Source organism: Pseudomonas sp. Nvir, from assembly GCF_963778085.1.
GTDB classification, from domain to species: Bacteria; Pseudomonadota; Gammaproteobacteria; order Pseudomonadales; family Pseudomonadaceae; genus Aquipseudomonas; species Aquipseudomonas juntendi.
In genome coordinates, this window is record NZ_OY970405.1 from 151,635 (window position 1) to 168,328 (window position 16,694).

The window sequence follows — 16,694 nt, forward strand, 5'->3', positions numbered from 1 at the left end:
GTCACCAGGCCGCGCGCGGTGACAGGGGCGTTGGCCGTGCTGGCCGGGGCCTGGCATGGGCAAGCGAAGCGCTAAACGGCGCAGGTGATTATTGATTCAGTTGCTATACCTTAGTTATCAACTGGATGCCGTCCATGTCGTCTGCCATTGGCTTGCTGCGTCAAATTTTCTACCGTCCCTGGATGCTCGCCACGCTGGCAGCACTGGCCAGCGCCGCCCTGTTGCTTTCTGCCAGCATCGGCATCGCCCTGCAGCAGCTGAAACAGAGCGAAACCGAGCAGATGAATGCCCAGGGCGAGCGTTTTCTCGAGCGCCTGGAGCAGGTGTTCGGCCAGCTGCGCGAGGGCGTCGACCTGTTGCAGGCACAGCCGCTGCGTGGATGCAGCCCGGCCATGTTGGCGGCCTTGCAGCAGGTGGGCTTGAGTTCGCGCTTCATTTACGAAGCGGCCTACGTGGACGGCAATGTCGCCTGCTCGAACCGGGGTAACGAGCGCGCGTTCGTGCCCTTGCGGCCGCCGGACATCAAGGGGCCGGTCTACAGCTACTGGCTCAACACCACCACCGAGCCAAACGAGAACCTTGCCGCGCTGATGCTCGGCCGGGGCAGGTTCCTGGTCTCGACCTCACGTGGGCACCTGACCGATGTGGTCGACCTGCCACCGGGTGGCAGCCTGGTGGTAGTACTCGACAACGGTGCCCGCGCCATTCCGGTGCTGGGCCCGCCACCGGTATGGCCGCCGCCCTCGGCCTGGTCGAATAGCCACAAGTCGCTGCTCGAACTCAGTGACCGCCTGATCTACCGCATGCCAACCAAGTCGCCTGACTACCAACTGGTGCTGATCGCCCCGCGTGTCAGCTTGCCCCTGCGCATGAACGGCATGCTCTGGCTGTTGTTCCCGGGCAGCGTATTGGCCGCCTGCTTCATCGGCTGGCTGGTGTTGCAGCTGATCTTGCAGCGGCGCTCGATGAGCTCAGAGCTGCAGGGTGCGCTGCGCCGTGGCGAGCTGCAGGTGCTCTACCAACCGATCATCGAGCTTGGCAGCCGGCGTTGCGTGGGCGCCGAGGCGCTGGTGCGCTGGCGCCGCCCGGACGGTACCTTGACCAGCCCCGACCTGTTCATACCGCTGGCGGAAGACACCGGGCAGATCCGCCAGATCACGGACTTCGTGCTGCAACGTGTGCTTGAACAACTTGGGCCGTTGCTGCGTTCGCACCCCAACCTTTATATCTCGATCAACCTGGCGGCTTGCGATGTGATGGAGCCGCGCATCGGCCGAGTATCGGCGCGCTTGCTGGCATTGCACCGGGTGGCGCCCAGCCAGATTGCCTTCGAGGTGACCGAGCGAGGTTTGATCGACGTGGTAGTGGCCCGCGAAAATCTGCAGGCACTGCGCGCCGCAGGGCATCAGGTGCTGATCGACGATTTTGGTACTGGCTATTGCAGCCTGGCTTACCTGCAGACGTTGCCGGTGGACTGCCTGAAGATCGACAAGGCGTTCATAGACGCTCTTGGCCATGATGCCGCCAGCAGTGGCGTTGCCCCACACATCATTCGCATGGCCCACGACCTCCACCTGCGGGTGATTGCCGAAGGTATCGAGAGTGAGGACCAAGCGGCGCTGTTGAGCGGTGAAGGGGTCAACTACGGCCAGGGCTGGCTATTTGCCCGGCCGTTGACGGCCAGGCAGTTTGCCCAGATGGTCACACGCGGGCATCAGCCGCGACGACCCGCGTAGGGTGTAGGCACGCGTGCGTCAGACTGGCAATGCCATATAGAACTGCGTGCCCTGCCCCGGCCGCGAAAACACGCCCATGCGCCCGCCATGCAGTTGCACGATCTCCTTGCACAGCGCCAGGCCCAGCCCCGCCCCACCTTTTTTGCGGCCAACCTGCACGAAGGGCTCGAAAATGCGCCCTTGCTGGCCGTAGGCGATACCTTCGCCGTTATCCTCGACACTGATGATCACCCGCTCCGCATGGCGGCGGGCGTGCAAGCGGATGCGCCCGCCCTTGGGGGTATGGCGGATGGCGTTGTGAAGCAGGTTGTCCAGCACCCGATCGAGTTGCGCGGGGTCGGCCTGGATGCGCGGCAGTGGCTGCTCCAGGTCGCTCACCAACTCGATCTGCTTGTGCGCAGCCTGGTCGGCAACCCGCAGTTGTGCCCGCTCCACCAGCTCGTCGATGGCACAGGGAGCCAGCTCCAGTTTCTGTAGCCCGCTTTGATAGCGCGAGAAGTTGAGCAGGTCGTTGATCAGTTGGGTAAGGCGCTGCATTTCTTCGCCGATGGTTTCCAGCAAGTCATTCTCCCGCGCTTCTGGCGGGAACTTGACGCGCTCGCGCAACAGGCCGAAGGCCATGTGCATGCCGGTAACGGGCGTACGCAACTCATGGGAGGCGCGCAGCACGAATTCACTGCGCACACGCTCGAAGGCGCGCTGCTCGGTTACGTCGTGCAGCACCATCACTGCGCCAAGAATCGGCCCCTGCGGGTGGCTGACCGGGGTCAGGCTGTAGGTAAGCAGGCGCGATTCTTCATCCACCTCCATGTTCAGGTCGTCTGGTGGCCGGTCCAGGCTGCCGCCCCGCAGCACTTGGCGCAGCTGCTGTTCCAGCTCTGGCCGTTGCAACGCTTCGGCAAGGCTGCTGCCTACCCGGCTGTCATTCCAGCCCAGCTGGCGCTGGGCTACCGGGTTGAGGTGTTCCAGCCGGCCCTGGCGGTCGATGATCAACAGGCCATCGTCGATGCTGTCCAGCACCGCCTGCAAGCGTTGCTGGCCGGCCAGCAGCTCGTCGACGTTGGTGGCCTGGTGCTTGCGCAAGGCATCGGCCATCAAGCCGAAGCGGCGGGTGAGCTGGTTGAGTTCGGCCGCCTGGGTGACTGGCAGGGTGACATCGAAATTGCCCTTGCCCAACTGGTCGGCGGCCGTGGCCAACGCCTCGATCGGCTGGCCGAAGCGCCGCGCGATGTTGTGCGCACTGATAAAGCCGAGTACCAGCACCACCAGGCCCATCAAGCCCAGCACACCGCTGACCAGCAAGGCGCGGTCACGGCTGCGCTCCTCGCTGCGGGTAATCAGGTCCAGGGCCTGCCTGTGGGAGTCGATCAGGTCGGTGCGGACCTGATTGAATGCGGCGCCCAGCGGCTGGTCCACACCCATGCTGCGGGCAGGGGCCGGGCTGTCGCGGTAAGCCTGGAGGAAGGCTTGATAGTTGCTGTTGGCTTTGCTGAAACCGGTGCGCTCGCCGCCTTGCTCCAGCCCCTTGGCCAGAAGGGACTGGAAGTTGTCCTGCAGCGATCGCAGGTTTTCCGGGGCGGTGTCGTCATCCAGAATCAGGTTCAACTGCTCGCCAAGGTTCTGCCGCAGCTTGAGCCCCACCTCCAATGAGTGGGTGGTGTCGCGCACCAGTTGCTGTTGCATCGTGGCCATCTGCAGAACACTGACCAGGCCCAGCAGCAGACCGAGCAGCGCCACGGTGACCAGTGCCGAGATACTGAGGAAAAGCCGCGTGCGCAGCTTCATGGGTGGCCATTTCATAAGTTGTATTGCTTGCGTTTGCGGTACAGGGTGGAGGCGTCGATGCCCAAGGTCTTCGCGGCCTGGTCCAGGGTGTCGCTGGCGGCCAGTACGGCACCGATGTGCGCACGCTCCAACTCGTCGAGGCTAAGCGCGGCGCCAACGCGTGGGGCGTTGCCAGCCGGCTGCTCACCCATGCCCAGGTGGCTGACTTCTACCCGCTCTTGCGGGCATATGATGCTGGCTCTTTCCACTACGTTGCGCAATTCGCGAATGTTGCCGGGCCAGCGGTAGTTGAGCAGGGCCGCGCGGGCTTCTTCACTGAAGCCGCGTGCTGGCCGGGAATACTCCTTGACGAAACGGGCGAGGAAGCGGTCGGCGAGGGTCAGAATGTCCTCGCTGCGCTCGCGCAGGGGCGGCAGGTGCAGGGTGATGACGTTCAGACGGTAGAGCAGGTCTTCGCGGAATCGGCTTTCGCGCACCATCTCTTCGAGGTTGAGGTTGGTGGCAGCCAGGATGCGCACGTCCGCCCGGCGGGTAACCGGGTCACCTACGCGCTCGTATTCCTTGTCCTGAATGAAACGCAGCAGCTTGGGCTGCAAGGTCAGTGGGAAGTCGCCGATCTCGTCGAGGAACAGCGTGCCGCCGTCAGCCTGGCTCACCCGCCCAAGCGTGCTTTCACTGGCGCCGGTGAAGGCGCCGCGGGTATGGCCGAACAACTCGCTCTCCATCAGCTCCGCATTCAGCGACGGGCAGTTGATGGTCACACAGGCTTTGCGTGCACGCTTGCTCCAGCCATGAATGGCGCGGGCCAGCTCGCCTTTACCGGTGCCGGACTCGCCGAGGATGAGGATGTTGGCGTCAGTGGTCGCGACCTGGCGGGCGGTTTCCAGCACGGCCATCATCGCCGGGCTGTGTGAGTCGAGGCCGTCCTTGGGTTTGCGTACTTCACCTTCCAGCGCTTCGAGGCGGGCCGAGAGTTGCCGCACTTCCAGTTGCTTGGCGGTGGCCAGGCGCAGTTGGTCTGGGCTGCAGGGCTTGACCAGATAGTCGGCGGCACCCGCCTGGATGGCGTCCACTGCCGTGTCGATTGCCGAGTGCGCGGTGACGATCACCACGCGCATCCAGGGCGCCTGAATGCGCATCTGCGCCAGTACATCAAGCCCGTTGTCCTCACCCAGGCGCAAATCCAGGAAGCACAGGTCGAACACCTGGCGCTGCAACAGGCTCTCTGCCTGGGCGGCGCTATTGGCGGTGGCCACGCTGTAGCCCTCGTCCTCCAGGCAATAGCGGAAAGTGCGCAGGATCGCGGACTCGTCATCCACCAGCAGAATGCGGCCTTGGTTGTCCTGGGCTGATTCCATTTCCTGCGCTCCTTAAGGGTAGATCTTTATTTAGTGTGGGAAAAATCGGGCAAGTTGCATGGTCAATTTTGAAGGATTCTGTCCTTTGCATGCTAGCCAATGGCTAAACGACGCCTTCAGGCCCCATTTCCCGGTGCTTTGCTTAGAGGCATAGGGTGGCACATTGGTTGCGATGATTTTCAGCTTTTGCCTACAAAAGGAGGTAACGCCATGACCTTTGCCCTACGCAGCGCTGTGTTAGCAGCCGCTTTGCTTCCCGTGTTCACCCCCGCTCTCGCGGACCCCGTGCATGACGCCCGGCTTGAAGGGGCGCTGCAAACGGCGTTGTCACTGAACCGCATGCTCAACCCGTTCCGTATCAAAGTCGAGGTAGACGGCAAACAGGCGCGGCTTTCCGGCGAGGTAGAAAACGAGGTGGAGCGCCGGTTGGCCGAAGACGTGGCCTTGGCTACCCGAGGTGTCGAGCAGGTCGATAACCAACTGCAGGTCAACGCTGAACTGGTCGAGCGCCCGCTCGAGCTGCGGGCCTATGCCCAGCGCCTGGAGGACGCCACCCTGGCAGCGGTGATCCGTGCGCGGTTGCTGTGGAGCCGTACCACCGAGAAGGCTGCAATCGAAGTGCAAAGCAGCGAGGGCGTGGTGACCTTGCGGGGTAAAGTCGACAGCGCCGAGGCCAAGGAGCTGGCGGGCGTGGTGGCGCGCACAACCGATGGCGTGCACCTGGTGAACAATCTTGTCAGCCTCGACAGCGCTGCCATGGCCAAAGCGCGGGAAACCCCTGTGGGAACACCAAGCGGCCCGCAGCCAAGCGACCCCTGGATCATCGACAAGATCCAGAGTAGCTACCGCTACAGCCGCAACCTTGATGGGCTGAACCTTAAAGTGGCCAGTGAAGAGGGCATGGTGTGGTTGTCCGGCGAAGTGGTCAGTGCGGAGCAAAAAACCATTGCCGTGGAAATGGCCCGGCAGATCATTGGCGTGCGGGGGGTGGATGCCGATCTGCTGAAGGTCGCGACCAAGGTCGAAGGCTGATCGTGCAATTCGCACGACCCCAGCATGGCCATCGTGCAGGATACGTCCTGACACGCCCGCGGCAAAATAGTTAAGTTATTGTTTTTAAAGGATTTTTATTTATTTATAAGGCTGGCATGCAGGCTGCAATTACCTGTTCAGGTTTGAACAAAAATTACAGCAGGAGGAGCCGGCATGAATCGCCAGTCCGTCAACCACTCGCAAGTCGCCACCCTGTCACTGCGCCACCTGGTGTCGGTAGGGATCGCACTGGTTTTGACCTTGGCTGCCGGCCTCTTCTACTACAGCTGGCAAACAGCGCGTCTGGCCGACCAGGTGGCTGCACAGACCGCGCTGCTGAGCCAGATCCAGTCGACCCGGGCCAACAGTTTCGTCAAGGCGGCGGACCCGTTGCCCTCCCAGGGCAAGGCGGCGTCGCCGGCCACTCTGGAACACGTCGTGCCTCAAGACCGCTGGGTGTTCTAAGGCGGACCGTTTGAAGTTCTGAAAAAGAAAGGAGAAACACCATGCTGAGCTGGGCTATCACTTTCCTCATCATCGCCATTGTCGCTGCCGTTCTGGGCTTCGGTGGTATCGCCGGCGCTGCTACAGGTATTGCGAAGATCCTGTTCATTGTCTTCCTGGTCCTGTTTGTAGCCTCCTTCTTCTTTGGACGCGGTCGAGGTTGACAATGAGCAGGAAGCTACACACTGCCCTGGCTGCTGCCCTGCTGATGGGTAGCAGTGCAGCGGCACTGGCTGCCAATGATGGCCAGGTCCGTGCCAACCAGCTGCTGGGTTCGGACCCGGAATACCGGGAAACCTGGCAGGACACGATCAAAGGCGAGGAGCGCCTGCCCGATTGGGTGGTCAACCTCACCGGCAGCTCGGAGCAGCAAATGTCTGCTGTTACGGAAGAGGGCGACAAGTACTTGGTCGGCCCCCTGTGCGAGGCCCAGGACAAGTGCACCTACAAGCGCCTGATCGTTGCGTTCAGCTGGGACAAGGATGATGCCTACGGCATGCTCGTGGAGGTGCCTGAAGGCTTGCCCAAGGACAAGTCGCCAACCCGACATGCGCAGTACCGCTGGCTGGGCAAGCCGGATGACGGCATGAAGACGATGCTGCAGGAGCAGCTCAAGCGTGACCCGAATTGGTACTGAGCCGTGGTTGCCAGTGCTGGTGAGTGGTCACCCACTGACACGAAATAGAAGCTGAACCTTTGTAGCGTTCAGCCTTCTATGATGCGCCGCCCCGAGGAGGGGTTGCACATGACCAAGGGGCCGGGCTGTTCTGGTTGAGACATGATCGGAGTGGCCTAGGGGTACAGGGAGTGCCTCCAGCGTTGGGCCGGGTCAGGAACGGCGGAATCGGAAGCTTCAGGTCGGCGGTATCGCTGGGATACCCAAGCCGACCTGACTTCCGAGGAGCCACGTAGGAAACGCCTCTTTCCTTGCGCGTTTCCTTCCCCGAGACACATTTTGTCTCGACCGTACATCAAATTTTTTCCCTCCGCATCGACTCCCTCACAAGTGGCATTTCGGCCATTCGGATTGTCGAACACGACATATTTGTCGCTTCTTTTGAGAGTGCCAGATCCGCCTGAATATGGCTGTCTCGTCTTGTTCGGGATTCCGAACGTTATAAATCAATGACTTGCAAACCTACCTCGTCGGTCGAAAACGGTATGCATAACCTGCATGGGGTATGCGTTTCCGGCATTAGATTTCCCCCCCTGCCATCGCAATAGTTGCCGCCTTTTTCGCTGGCCAGGGCGCCCTGTCGCTCGCCTGCGGTGTCCTTACATAACGTCGCCGGACGGAAACCGTTATTGCGTGTGACTTGGCCAAGGGCCCTGTCACGCCTGTTTCCACCCGGTGTCATGACCACTAGAACAAAGGGTAAAGACATGAAGAAGGCAAAACTGAGCCTCGCCTGGCAGATCGTCATCGGTCTGGTGCTGGGTGTTGCAATCGGCGCGCTGCTGAACCACTTCAGTGCAGAAAAGGCCTGGTGGATCAGTAACGTCCTCCAGCCCGCCGGTGACATCTTCATTCGCCTGATCAAGATGATCGTCGTCCCGATCGTGATTTCGTCGCTGATCGTGGGTATCGCCGGGGTTGGCGATGCGAAGAAACTGGGCAGCATTGGCCTGAAGACCATCATCTACTTCGAGGTGGTGACCACGATCGCCATCGTCGTCGGCCTGGTGCTGGCAAACCTGTTCCACCCCGGTGCCGGTATCGATATGAGCACGCTGGGTACCGTGGATATCTCCAAGTATCAGGCGACCGCGGCCGAAGTGCAGCATGAGCACGCCTTCATCGAGACCCTGCTCAACCTGATCCCGTCGAACATCTTCGCAGCGCTGATGCGTGGCGAAATGCTGCCGATCATCTTCTTCTCGGTCATGTTCGGGCTGGGGCTGTCGAGCCTGCAGGCAGAGTTGCGTGACCCGCTGGTTCGGACCTTCCAGGCCGTATCGGAAACCATGTTCAAGGTCACCCACATGATCATGAACTACGCGCCGATCGGTGTGTTCGCCCTGATCGCCGTGACTGTCGCCAACTTCGGCTTCAGCTCGCTGCTGCCGCTGGCCAAGCTGGTGCTGCTGGTATACTTCGCCATTGCCTTCTTCGCCTTCATGGTACTGGGCCTGGTGGCTCGCCTGTTTGGCTTCTCGGTGATCAAGATCATGCGCATCATGAAAGATGAGTTGATCCTGGCCTACTCCACTTCCAGTTCGGAAACCGTGCTGCCACGGGTGATCGAGAAAATGGAGAAGTACGGTGCACCGAAGTCGATCTGCTCGTTCGTGGTACCGACCGGCTACTCCTTCAACCTCGACGGTTCGACCCTGTACCAGAGCATTGCGGCGATCTTCATTGCCCAGCTGTACGGTATCGACCTGTCGTGGAGCCAGCAGCTGCTGCTGGTGCTGACCCTGATGGTCACGTCCAAAGGTATTGCTGGTGTGCCAGGCGTTTCGTTCGTGGTACTGCTGGCCACCCTCGGCAGCGTGGGCATTCCGCTGGAAGGCCTGGCCTTCATCGCCGGCGTCGACCGCATCATGGACATGGCCCGCACCGCGCTGAACGTGATCGGCAACGCCCTGGCGGCATTGGTCATCTCGCGTTGGGAAGGCATGTACGATGCGGCCAAGGGCGAGCAGTACTACGCCTCGCTCATGGCTGACAAACAGCAAACTGCGGTGGTTGGCGAAGCGGCCAAGCGCTGAGTTCATACCCCGCTGTACAAAAAGCCCCGACCCGTCGGGGCTTTTTGTTGTCTGTGATGTTGCGCGGCTGCGGTCTGCAGCCTTGCGCCCCGATACGCTATCATTCGGGCACTTTTCTGGGGGAACACACGGATGCTCAATGGCCTTTGGCTCGGCTTTTTCCTGGTGGCGGGAGTGTCCGCCCTTGCCCAATGGCTGATAGGCGGCAACGCGGGCATTTTTGCGGCCATGGTCGAGAGCATCTTTGCCATGGCCAAGCTCTCGGTCGAGGTGATGGTGCTGCTGTTTGGCACTCTGACCCTGTGGCTGGGCTTTCTCAAAATTGCCGAAAAGGCCGGCATCGTCGAATGGCTGGCCAAGGTACTGGGCCCGTTGTTTGCGCGCTTGATGCCGGAAGTACCACCCGGCCACCCGGCACTGGGCCTGATCACCATGAACTTCGCGGCCAACGGCCTGGGGCTGGACAACGCCGCCACACCGATTGGCCTCAAAGCCATGCGCGCGTTGCAGGAGCTGAACCCCAGCAGCACCACGGCGAGCAACGCGCAGATCCTGTTCCTGGTGCTCAACGCCTCTTCGTTGACCCTGCTGCCTGTGACCATCTTCATGTACCGCGCCCAGCAAGGCGCGCCCGACCCGACCATGGTGTTCCTGCCGATCCTACTGGCCACCAGTGTCTCGACCCTGGTCGGGCTGTTGTCGGTGGCCGTCATGCAACGCCTGCGTTTGTGGGACCCGGTCGTACTTGCCTACTTCATCCCCGGTGCGCTGCTGCTGGGTGGCTTCATGGCCTTCCTGGGCACATTGTCGGCAGCGGCACTGGCCAGCTTGTCGTCGATCCTGGGTAACTTGACGCTGTTTGGCGTGATCCTGCTGTTCGTGGTGATCGGTGCGTTGCGGCAGGTGAAGGTATACGAAGCCTTTGTCGAGGGCGCCAAAGAGGGCTTTGACGTCGCCAAGAACCTGCTGCCCTACCTGGTGGCCATGCTGGTGGCTGTGGGCGTGCTGAGAGCCTCGGGCGCGCTGGAATTGGCGTTGGACGGTATTCGCCATGCGGTCAACTGGCTGGGCCTGGACACGCGCTTCGTCGAAGGCCTGCCGACAGCGTTGGTCAAGCCGTTCTCCGGGAGCGCGGCGCGGGCAATGCTGATCGAGACCATGCAGAGCCAAGGGGTGGACAGCTTCCCTGCCCTGGTGGCGGCAACCATCCAGGGCAGTACCGAGACCACTTTCTATGTGCTGGCGGTGTATTTCGGCGCGGTGGGCATCCAGCGTGTGCGGCATGCGGTAGGGTGTGCGCTGCTGGCCGAGTTCTCTGGTGTAGTGGCAGCCATCTGCGTGTGTTACTGGTTCTTTGCCTGAACGATCTGCAGGCCTGCATCGCATCAACGGGTAAACACTAGCGGGTTGTGCTGCTGCCTGCCTGGGCAATCGCCCAGTCGACTACCTGCCCGGTGAGTAGGTCGCACGCTTGGCCAAACCCGGCCACTACCCCGGCTACTTGCTTGTCTGCCAGCGGCTGGCGGACTTCGAAGCGCTTGCTGGCGAGGATACGCTGAGTGCGGCCTTGCACCAGCCGTGCGTCATAGCGGATCACCACTTCCACGGTGCCGTCCGCGCGGTATTCGCTCTGGAACGCCTGCAACTCGCCAGCCAGCTCGTAGTCAGCCTGCAAATTGCTATCGTCGGCGCTCAGGCGCTGCACCTGGCCGTCGCGCTGAAAGCCGTCGAGCAGCCGGTTGCGCAGCAGCATCGGGGCCGGATCGCTCCAGCGCGCGCCCTTGTAGCTGCTGACCACATTGCCCTGCGGCATGACCGCAATCCGTGGCCCGGCCAATACCTCGCTGGCCAGCGGTTTGTTCAGGCGCAATGACCAGTCCAGTGGCGGCGCGCTGCGGCTGACCTGGTTGACCGGCAAGCGATACAGGTCCACAGGCTCGCTCGTGGGCAGGATCGAGCAGGCGCTGGTCAGCCCAATCGTGACCGCCAAAGCCACTAAGCGCAGCGACGATTTCATGGCTGGAACTCCTTGTTGTTGTCGCGGCCGAGCAGGTAGCCGCTGGGGTCTGCTTCCAGTTGCCGGGAAATGCCTTTGAGTGCGTTGAGGGTTTCGCGCAGTTCGCGGATGGCCGGGGTCAGCTGGTTCAGGCCCTGGGCGCCGTCGCCGATGGCTTCGCTGTTGTCCTTCAGCAGGCTATTGATGGTGGCAGTGCTCTGCGCCAACGACTGCATGGCTTGCTCGGCGCTGCCGATGGCCTGCTTGCCCTCGGTGCCCAGCAAGCCATTGGCATTGCGCATCAGCACCTGGGTTTCGGCCAGGGTCGCGCTGGCCTGCTTGCCTACCTGGACCAGTTGCTCGATAGCCTGGCTGATGCTGCCATGCTCCCCGGCGAAGGCGCCGGTGGTCTTGTCGAGGTTGGCCAAGGTATTGCTGAGGTGGTCGATGTTGCCCTCGGAGAACATCTGGTTGGCGTTGTGCAGCAGCAAGTTGATGTTGGTCACCAGGTCGCTGCTGTCATTGAGCAGGCGCGAGATGGGCGATGGCGAGGCGATGATCACCGGCAGCTTGCCGTCTTTGCCTTTCAGCTCGGGGCTCTGTGGGGTACCGCCGCTGAGCTGGATGAACGAGTTGCCGGTCACCCCGGCCAGGGTCAGCTTGGCCTGGGTATCTTCTTTGACTGGGGTGTCGCCGCTAAGGCGCACCCGTGCCAATACCCGACGCGGGTCTTTAGGGTCCAGGCGCAGGGTGGAAACGTCACCCACCTTGATCCCGTTGTACTGCACCGGGCTGCCACGAGACAGGCCGGAGACTGCCTCGTTGAACACGACTTCGTAGTCCTTGAACGCATCGTCGACGCTGGACTTGGTCAGCCACAGGCCGAACAGCATGGCACCGGCTACCACCAGGACGGTGACCAGGCCGATAAGAACGTGATGGGCTCGGGTTTCCATTGCTCAGCGCTCCTGGCCAGTGCGGGTGGCGGCCTGCTCGGCTGCGCGCCCGCGTGGGCCGTGAAAGTATTCTTGGATCCAGGCGTCGTTGGTATGTTCGACCTCGGCCAATGGGCCGGCCACCAGGACCTTTTTCTGCGACAGTACGGCGATGCGGTCGGTGATGGTGTACAGGGTGTCAAGGTCGTGGGTGATCAGGAACACCGACAGGCCGAGCGCATCGCGCAGGGTGAGGATCAACTGGTCGAAGGCCGCAGCGCCGATCGGGTCCAGGCCTGCGGTCGGCTCGTCGAGGAACAGTATGTCCGGGTCCAGGGCCAGGGCCCGGGCCAGCGCTGCGCGCTTGATCATGCCCCCCGACAAAGAAGCAGGGTACTTGTCGGCCGCCGAGATCGGCAGCCCGGCCAATGCCAGTTTTACCCCGGCCAGGTGCTCGGCATCGGCGCGGGATAATCCGGCATGCTCGATCAGTGGCAGGGCAACGTTCTCGGTCACTGTCAGGGAAGAGAACAGCGCGCCCTTCTGGAACAGTACGCCAAAACGCCGTTCGACCAATGAGCGCTGCGTTTCGCGCAGGCCGGCCAGGTCCTGGCCGAACACCTTGATCTGCCCTTCGTTGGGGCGGCGCAGGCCGATGATACTGCGCAGCAGCACGGACTTGCCGCTACCAGACCCGCCCACCACGGCAAGGATCTCGCCGCGGTACAGGTCCAGGTCCAGGTTTTCATGCACCACTTGCCGGCCAAAGCGGTTACAGATGCCGCGGGCTTCGATCACGCTCTCACGTCGGTTCACCAGCCCATCTCCATGAAGAACAGCGCGGCCACCGCGTCGAGCACGATAACCACGAAGATCGACTGCACCACGGCCGAAGTCGTGTGTGCACCGACCGACTCGGCGCTGCCGCTGACCTTGAAGCCTTCCAGGCAGCCAATGGCGGCAATCAGAAAGGCAAAGAACGGCGCCTTGGCCAGGCCGACCAGAAAGTGCTGCACGCCAATATCGCTTTGCAGCAATGACAGGAACATGGCCGGCGAAATGCCCAGCGACAGGGCGCATACCACGGCCCCGCCGACGATGCCGCAAAGCATGGCGACGAACGTGAGCAGCGGCAGGGTAATCAGCAGGGCCAGCACCCGGGGTACCACCAGCAGTTCCATTGGGTTGAGGCCCAGGGTGCGGATCGCGTCTATTTCCTCATTGGCTTTCATCGAGCCGATCTGCGCGGTAAATGCGCTGGCGGTGCGGCCGGCCATGAGGATGGCGGTGAGCAACACGGCGAACTCGCGCAGGAACGAGAACGCCACCAGGTCGACGGTGAACACCGTTGCGCCGAAGTCGGCCAGCACCGTGGCGCCAAGGAAGGCCACCACGGCACCCACCAGAAAGGTCAGCAAGGCCACGATTGGCGCGGCATCCAGCCCTGTCTGTTCGATGTGGGCGACGACCGGGGTGATGCGCCAGCGGTGTGGCTGTAGGGCTCGGCGTAGCAGCGTTTCGAGGATGACGCCGATGAAGCCGAGCAGTTGCATGCTGTCTTGCCACAGGGTGCCGACGGCGCAGCCTATACGCTCCAGCAGCAACAGCAGCACGTTGCGCTCGGGCTTCTTGACCGGGATGCAGTAGTCCTGGACCGATTGGTAGACATTCTTCAGCAGCGCCCGGCTGGCTTCCGGCAGGTCGTGGGTGCAGCGCGACAGAAGCTCGGTGCCGAGCAGTTCGGCCAGCAGCGACGCACCGGCCGTGTCCAGGCGCCCCAGCTGGCTGAGGTCGGCGACGGTGTCGGGGGTGTATTGCGCACGCAGCCGCTCGCTGTCGCGTTTCAGGCTGGCGTAGTGCGCCAAGGTCCAGTCACCTGCAATGCGCAGGCAGGCCGGTTGCCGGCTGGTATCCAGAGTGAGGCTGGGGGTGGTCATAGGCTCCATGCAACTGACTCGGCGCTAAGGCTCAGGGGCTGATCATAGCGCAGCAGGCTGGGGCTGTTTGGTGATTATGTGCTGTGTACCAGCAGGTATTGATTACCCGGCTGGCACATCGTCGACCACCTTGAAGCGCAGTACGCCAATCACTTGGCCATCCTCGGTCAGAACCCGCACCTGCCACCTGCCCACCGGGTTGGGTGGGAAGTTCTGCTTGTGCGTCCAGGCCCGGTAGCCTTCCTTGCGCCCACCGTGGATGTCGAGGGCAATGCGGTCCACCTCCTGGCCGTCCTTCTGCCACACATGGTAGATCCGCTCATTCAGGCCGCGTGGTGCGTTGATGGCGGTATATGCGTACAAGCCGCTGCTGCGAATGCTGCTGGCGGCAATTTCGTGCAGCGACTCGCCTGGCTGGCGGTTCAGCACTTCGGTGCTCACCGCCACCTCGGTCATCCACAGGGTTGCCGGCGGTACCCAGGAGCGCAACAACCAGCCGCCAGCACCCACCGACAGCGTGACCAGCAACAAGGCCACAGCCCGGCGCCAGTTGTTGATCGGAAAACTGCTGGCCAAGCTGGGAAACGACAGCGCCATGGCGATGATCAGCGCCAGCTTGAAGCTTTGGGCGGTGGTCAGGTGGACGATGATCGGCAACGCCGTGAGCAACGCAGCGAACAGGGTCAGGGTATGCAGCGCCAGGAACAGCCAGCGCCGCGGAGCCAGCCATTTGTAGTACAGCGGGTCGATGATCGACACCAGGCCGGCAGCGCCGAGCAGGCCGGTGAACACCAACTGGCCGCTGTTCCAGGTCGTGGTGATGAAGAAGAAGGGCAAAACGAAGAACAGTGTTTCCTGGTGGATCATCTGCGTGGCGTAGCGCAGCAGTGGCTGCGGGATTTCGCGGTTGAACGTGCGCGCGAACAGGCCGGTGAGTGTGTTTTCCAGCATCAGCCACACCCAGCTCACCAGCATCAGCACGGCAACCCAACTGGCCAGGCCGGCCTGGCGGTCGACCAGGATGAAGCTGCCGATGCCGGAAAGAAAACCCCCAAGCGCGATGATGCCGGGATAGCGTTTGAGCAGTTCGATGATGCGCTGGACGATGCGGGGGATCTGGGGCATTGGCTCTACAACAGGAGAGAGTTGGGTGGCTGTGCCGGCCGCTTCGCGGGTAAACCCGCTCCCACAGGATCACCACAGCTTCTGCAACAGTGGGGTCCCTGTAGGAGCGGGTTTACCCGCGAAGAGGCCAGTACTGGCAAAAGAATACCGCTGATTCACCGCCGGCGTGTAGCACCGCTCGGCCGCTGTGGGCCATGCCGCCGCCAGCGCAACAGCCCCGCGGCCACGATCAGCCCTACCAACAGGGCACCCAGCCCATAGAATTCGTCATAACCGAGCAGCGGCTTTTCAATGCGTACGTAGCCGTCTTCCTTGAGCAATTCCCGCAACGCCTGGTTGGCCTGTTCCAGGGTGACCTGGCGCAGTTTGCGCACCGGGTTGGTGAAGCGGCCGTCGGTGTAGTCGTTCAGCGCTCCCCAGTAGTAATCGGCCAAGGCACTGTTGCCTTGGGTGCTCCAGCTTTCCTTGGCGACACTGGCATCCTTGATGCGGGCGAACGTATCCGGGTCCAGCCCCTCTTTGCGCAGGTGCTTGAACAACCGCTGCATGACCGCTACGGCCTTGTCGATGTCATCGCGCTCCAGGTCGGCATTGACGCTGAGCAGGCCGGTGTCACCGAAGCTTTCGCGCTGCACCGAGGGCCCATAGGACAAGCCATTGCGCAGGCGCAGCTGGTCGTAGATGGCCCAGTCCAGGTAGCGTGCCAGCAGGTCGAGGGTGGCCTGGTGGTCGTTGTCCAGTACCGGCTCGATGAAAAGCCAGTGCAGTTTCACGCTGTCACCGAGCCAGCCACGGGTCAGATCGCGACGCTGCTCGGCTTGCTGGGTGATGCTATCCAGGTTGCGGCGCTCTTCTGGCTCGGTGGCCGGCAGCTCGCCAAACGAGCGTTCCAGATAGGCTGGCAACAGGCGGTCCAGGCCACCGACCATGATCAGGGTCATGTTGTTGGCGGCGTACCAGCGATCGCGCAGGGCCTGGACCTGTTCCAGGGTCATGTCGTCGACGTTGGAGCGCTCTGGGCACTTCAGGCCGAGCTCGGTGGCCAGTTGGTCGCTGGCGGGGTGGCCGATGTCCTGGCGGTCGAGCCAGCGCTGCAGGTGGCCGTAGTGGCCGCCATCCTCGCGTTCGATGATGCGTTTGGCGGTGGCCAGGGCCTTGGCATCGATGTGGGTATCGCGGATGACCGCCAGCAACAGGTCGAGTACCTTGCGCTGGTTGCGCGCCGGTGCTTCGATGACGAAAGTGGTATCGGCACTGCTGGTAAAGGCGTTCCATTCCCCGCCCAGCGCCTGCAGGCGCTCTTCCAGGCCGCCTTCGCCGGTTTCATCGATGCCGCTGAACAGCAGGTGCTCAAGCAGGTGCGGCAGCTCTTTCTGCTCGCAATCGAAATCATCCAGCCCAACCCCGACCACCAGGCGTATCGCCACATGGTCACGCTCGTAGCCATTTTTCAGAATCACCTGCAGGCCGTTGGGCAACAGGTAGCCTTCCACCCGCGACCGGTCGAGGGCGAAAGTGGGCAGGCTGCAGATCAGGATGCAAACGAACATCAGGCAACGCATGGGCGAGCTAGG

At 62.3% G+C, this 16,694-nt stretch carries 15 protein-coding genes; 7 read left to right on the plus strand and 8 right to left on the minus strand.

Features of this window, described 5'->3' with window-relative positions:
- The first annotated feature begins 134 nt into the window (after positions 1-134).
- Entirely contained in the window at positions 135-1,736 is a 1,602-nt protein-coding gene (locus tag AACG97_RS01065; protein ID WP_054911445.1) for an EAL domain-containing protein, read from the plus strand.
- Positions 1,737-1,754: 18 nt separating this feature from the next.
- Here AACG97_RS01065 and AACG97_RS01070 read toward each other — a convergent pair whose 3' ends face one another.
- Positions 1,755-3,536, minus strand: coding sequence for a KinB sensor domain-containing domain (locus AACG97_RS01070; RefSeq protein ID WP_009683579.1), 1,782 nt, complete (start codon positions 3,534-3,536; stop codon positions 1,755-1,757).
- The gene (gene algB / locus AACG97_RS01075; protein WP_009683578.1) at positions 3,533-4,879 is read right to left on the minus strand and encodes a sigma-54-dependent response regulator transcription factor AlgB; all 1,347 of its coding nucleotides are present in this window, start codon (positions 4,877-4,879) and stop codon (positions 3,533-3,535) included. The genes AACG97_RS01070 and algB overlap by 4 nt, the downstream gene beginning before the upstream one ends.
- A gap of 210 nt (positions 4,880-5,089) precedes the next feature.
- On the opposite strand from algB, the gene AACG97_RS01080 reads away from it, so the two are divergent.
- The 6 genes from AACG97_RS01080 (at position 5,090) to AACG97_RS01105 (ending at position 10,489) form a co-directional block, all read left to right on the plus strand.
- A complete protein-coding gene (locus AACG97_RS01080) occupies positions 5,090-5,911 on the plus strand; it encodes a BON domain-containing protein (protein WP_197885806.1) in 822 nt (273 codons plus the stop codon).
- Between the two features lie 174 nt (positions 5,912-6,085).
- Positions 6,086-6,376, plus strand: coding sequence for a hypothetical protein (locus AACG97_RS01085; RefSeq protein ID WP_029885352.1), 291 nt, complete (start codon positions 6,086-6,088; stop codon positions 6,374-6,376).
- Between the two features lie 41 nt (positions 6,377-6,417).
- Positions 6,418-6,579 carry a DUF1328 domain-containing protein gene (locus tag AACG97_RS01090; RefSeq protein ID WP_003252966.1) on the plus strand — a complete coding sequence of 54 codons (162 nt, stop codon included), beginning with the start codon at positions 6,418-6,420 and terminating at the stop codon, positions 6,577-6,579.
- Between the two features lie 2 nt (positions 6,580-6,581).
- On the plus strand, positions 6,582-7,052 hold the full coding sequence (locus AACG97_RS01095) for an inhibitor of vertebrate lysozyme family protein (protein WP_009683575.1): 471 nt from the start codon (positions 6,582-6,584) through the stop codon (positions 7,050-7,052).
- Positions 7,053-7,798: 746 nt separating this feature from the next.
- The gene (gene gltP / locus AACG97_RS01100) at positions 7,799-9,127 is read left to right on the plus strand and encodes a glutamate/aspartate:proton symporter GltP (protein WP_009683574.1); all 1,329 of its coding nucleotides are present in this window, start codon (positions 7,799-7,801) and stop codon (positions 9,125-9,127) included.
- A gap of 132 nt (positions 9,128-9,259) precedes the next feature.
- Entirely contained in the window at positions 9,260-10,489 is a 1,230-nt protein-coding gene (locus AACG97_RS01105; RefSeq protein ID WP_125854552.1) for a nucleoside recognition domain-containing protein, read from the plus strand.
- A gap of 37 nt (positions 10,490-10,526) precedes the next feature.
- Here AACG97_RS01105 and AACG97_RS01110 read toward each other — a convergent pair whose 3' ends face one another.
- The 6 genes from AACG97_RS01110 to AACG97_RS01135 form a co-directional block, all read right to left on the minus strand.
- Positions 10,527-11,144, minus strand: coding sequence for an ABC-type transport auxiliary lipoprotein family protein (locus AACG97_RS01110; protein WP_125854551.1), 618 nt, complete (start codon positions 11,142-11,144; stop codon positions 10,527-10,529).
- Entirely contained in the window at positions 11,141-12,079 is a 939-nt protein-coding gene (locus AACG97_RS01115; RefSeq protein WP_009683571.1) for an MlaD family protein, read from the minus strand. The genes AACG97_RS01110 and AACG97_RS01115 overlap by 4 nt, the downstream gene beginning before the upstream one ends.
- Positions 12,080-12,082: 3 nt before the next feature.
- Positions 12,083-12,874, minus strand: coding sequence for an ABC transporter ATP-binding protein (locus tag AACG97_RS01120; RefSeq protein WP_115293211.1), 792 nt, complete (start codon positions 12,872-12,874; stop codon positions 12,083-12,085).
- On the minus strand, positions 12,871-14,004 hold the full coding sequence (locus tag AACG97_RS01125) for an ABC transporter permease (RefSeq protein WP_115293212.1): 1,134 nt from the start codon (positions 14,002-14,004) through the stop codon (positions 12,871-12,873). Before AACG97_RS01125 ends, AACG97_RS01120 begins: the two co-directional genes overlap by 4 nt.
- 93 nt (positions 14,005-14,097) lie before the next feature.
- The gene (locus AACG97_RS01130; protein ID WP_115293213.1) at positions 14,098-15,120 is read right to left on the minus strand and encodes a DUF5924 family protein; all 1,023 of its coding nucleotides are present in this window, start codon (positions 15,118-15,120) and stop codon (positions 14,098-14,100) included.
- A 155-nt stretch (positions 15,121-15,275) separates the two neighbouring features.
- A complete protein-coding gene (locus tag AACG97_RS01135) occupies positions 15,276-16,682 on the minus strand; it encodes a M16 family metallopeptidase (RefSeq protein WP_009683567.1) in 1,407 nt (468 codons plus the stop codon).
- Positions 16,683-16,694: the final 12 nt, after the last annotated feature.

Bases quoted from the DNA above. Each gene is read 5' to 3' on its own strand.
- AACG97_RS01065 (WP_054911445.1), top strand. From the start codon at position 135: ATGTCGTCTGCCATTGGCTTGCTGCGTCAAATTTTCTACCGTCCCTGG.
- AACG97_RS01070 (WP_009683579.1), bottom strand. From the start codon at position 3,536: ATGAAATGGCCACCCATGAAGCTGCGCACGCGGCTTTTCCTCAGTATC.
- algB (WP_009683578.1), bottom strand. From the start codon at position 4,879: ATGGAATCAGCCCAGGACAACCAAGGCCGCATTCTGCTGGTGGATGAC.
- AACG97_RS01080 (WP_197885806.1), top strand. From the start codon at position 5,090: ATGACCTTTGCCCTACGCAGCGCTGTGTTAGCAGCCGCTTTGCTTCCC.
- AACG97_RS01085 (WP_029885352.1), top strand. From the start codon at position 6,086: ATGAATCGCCAGTCCGTCAACCACTCGCAAGTCGCCACCCTGTCACTG.
- AACG97_RS01090 (WP_003252966.1), top strand. From the start codon at position 6,418: ATGCTGAGCTGGGCTATCACTTTCCTCATCATCGCCATTGTCGCTGCC.
- AACG97_RS01095 (WP_009683575.1), top strand. From the start codon at position 6,582: ATGAGCAGGAAGCTACACACTGCCCTGGCTGCTGCCCTGCTGATGGGT.
- gltP (WP_009683574.1), top strand. From the start codon at position 7,799: ATGAAGAAGGCAAAACTGAGCCTCGCCTGGCAGATCGTCATCGGTCTG.
- AACG97_RS01105 (WP_125854552.1), top strand. From the start codon at position 9,260: ATGCTCAATGGCCTTTGGCTCGGCTTTTTCCTGGTGGCGGGAGTGTCC.
- AACG97_RS01110 (WP_125854551.1), bottom strand. From the start codon at position 11,144: ATGAAATCGTCGCTGCGCTTAGTGGCTTTGGCGGTCACGATTGGGCTG.
- AACG97_RS01115 (WP_009683571.1), bottom strand. From the start codon at position 12,079: ATGGAAACCCGAGCCCATCACGTTCTTATCGGCCTGGTCACCGTCCTG.
- AACG97_RS01125 (WP_115293212.1), bottom strand. From the start codon at position 14,004: ATGGAGCCTATGACCACCCCCAGCCTCACTCTGGATACCAGCCGGCAA.
- AACG97_RS01130 (WP_115293213.1), bottom strand. From the start codon at position 15,120: ATGCCCCAGATCCCCCGCATCGTCCAGCGCATCATCGAACTGCTCAAA.
- AACG97_RS01135 (WP_009683567.1), bottom strand. From the start codon at position 16,682: ATGCGTTGCCTGATGTTCGTTTGCATCCTGATCTGCAGCCTGCCCACT.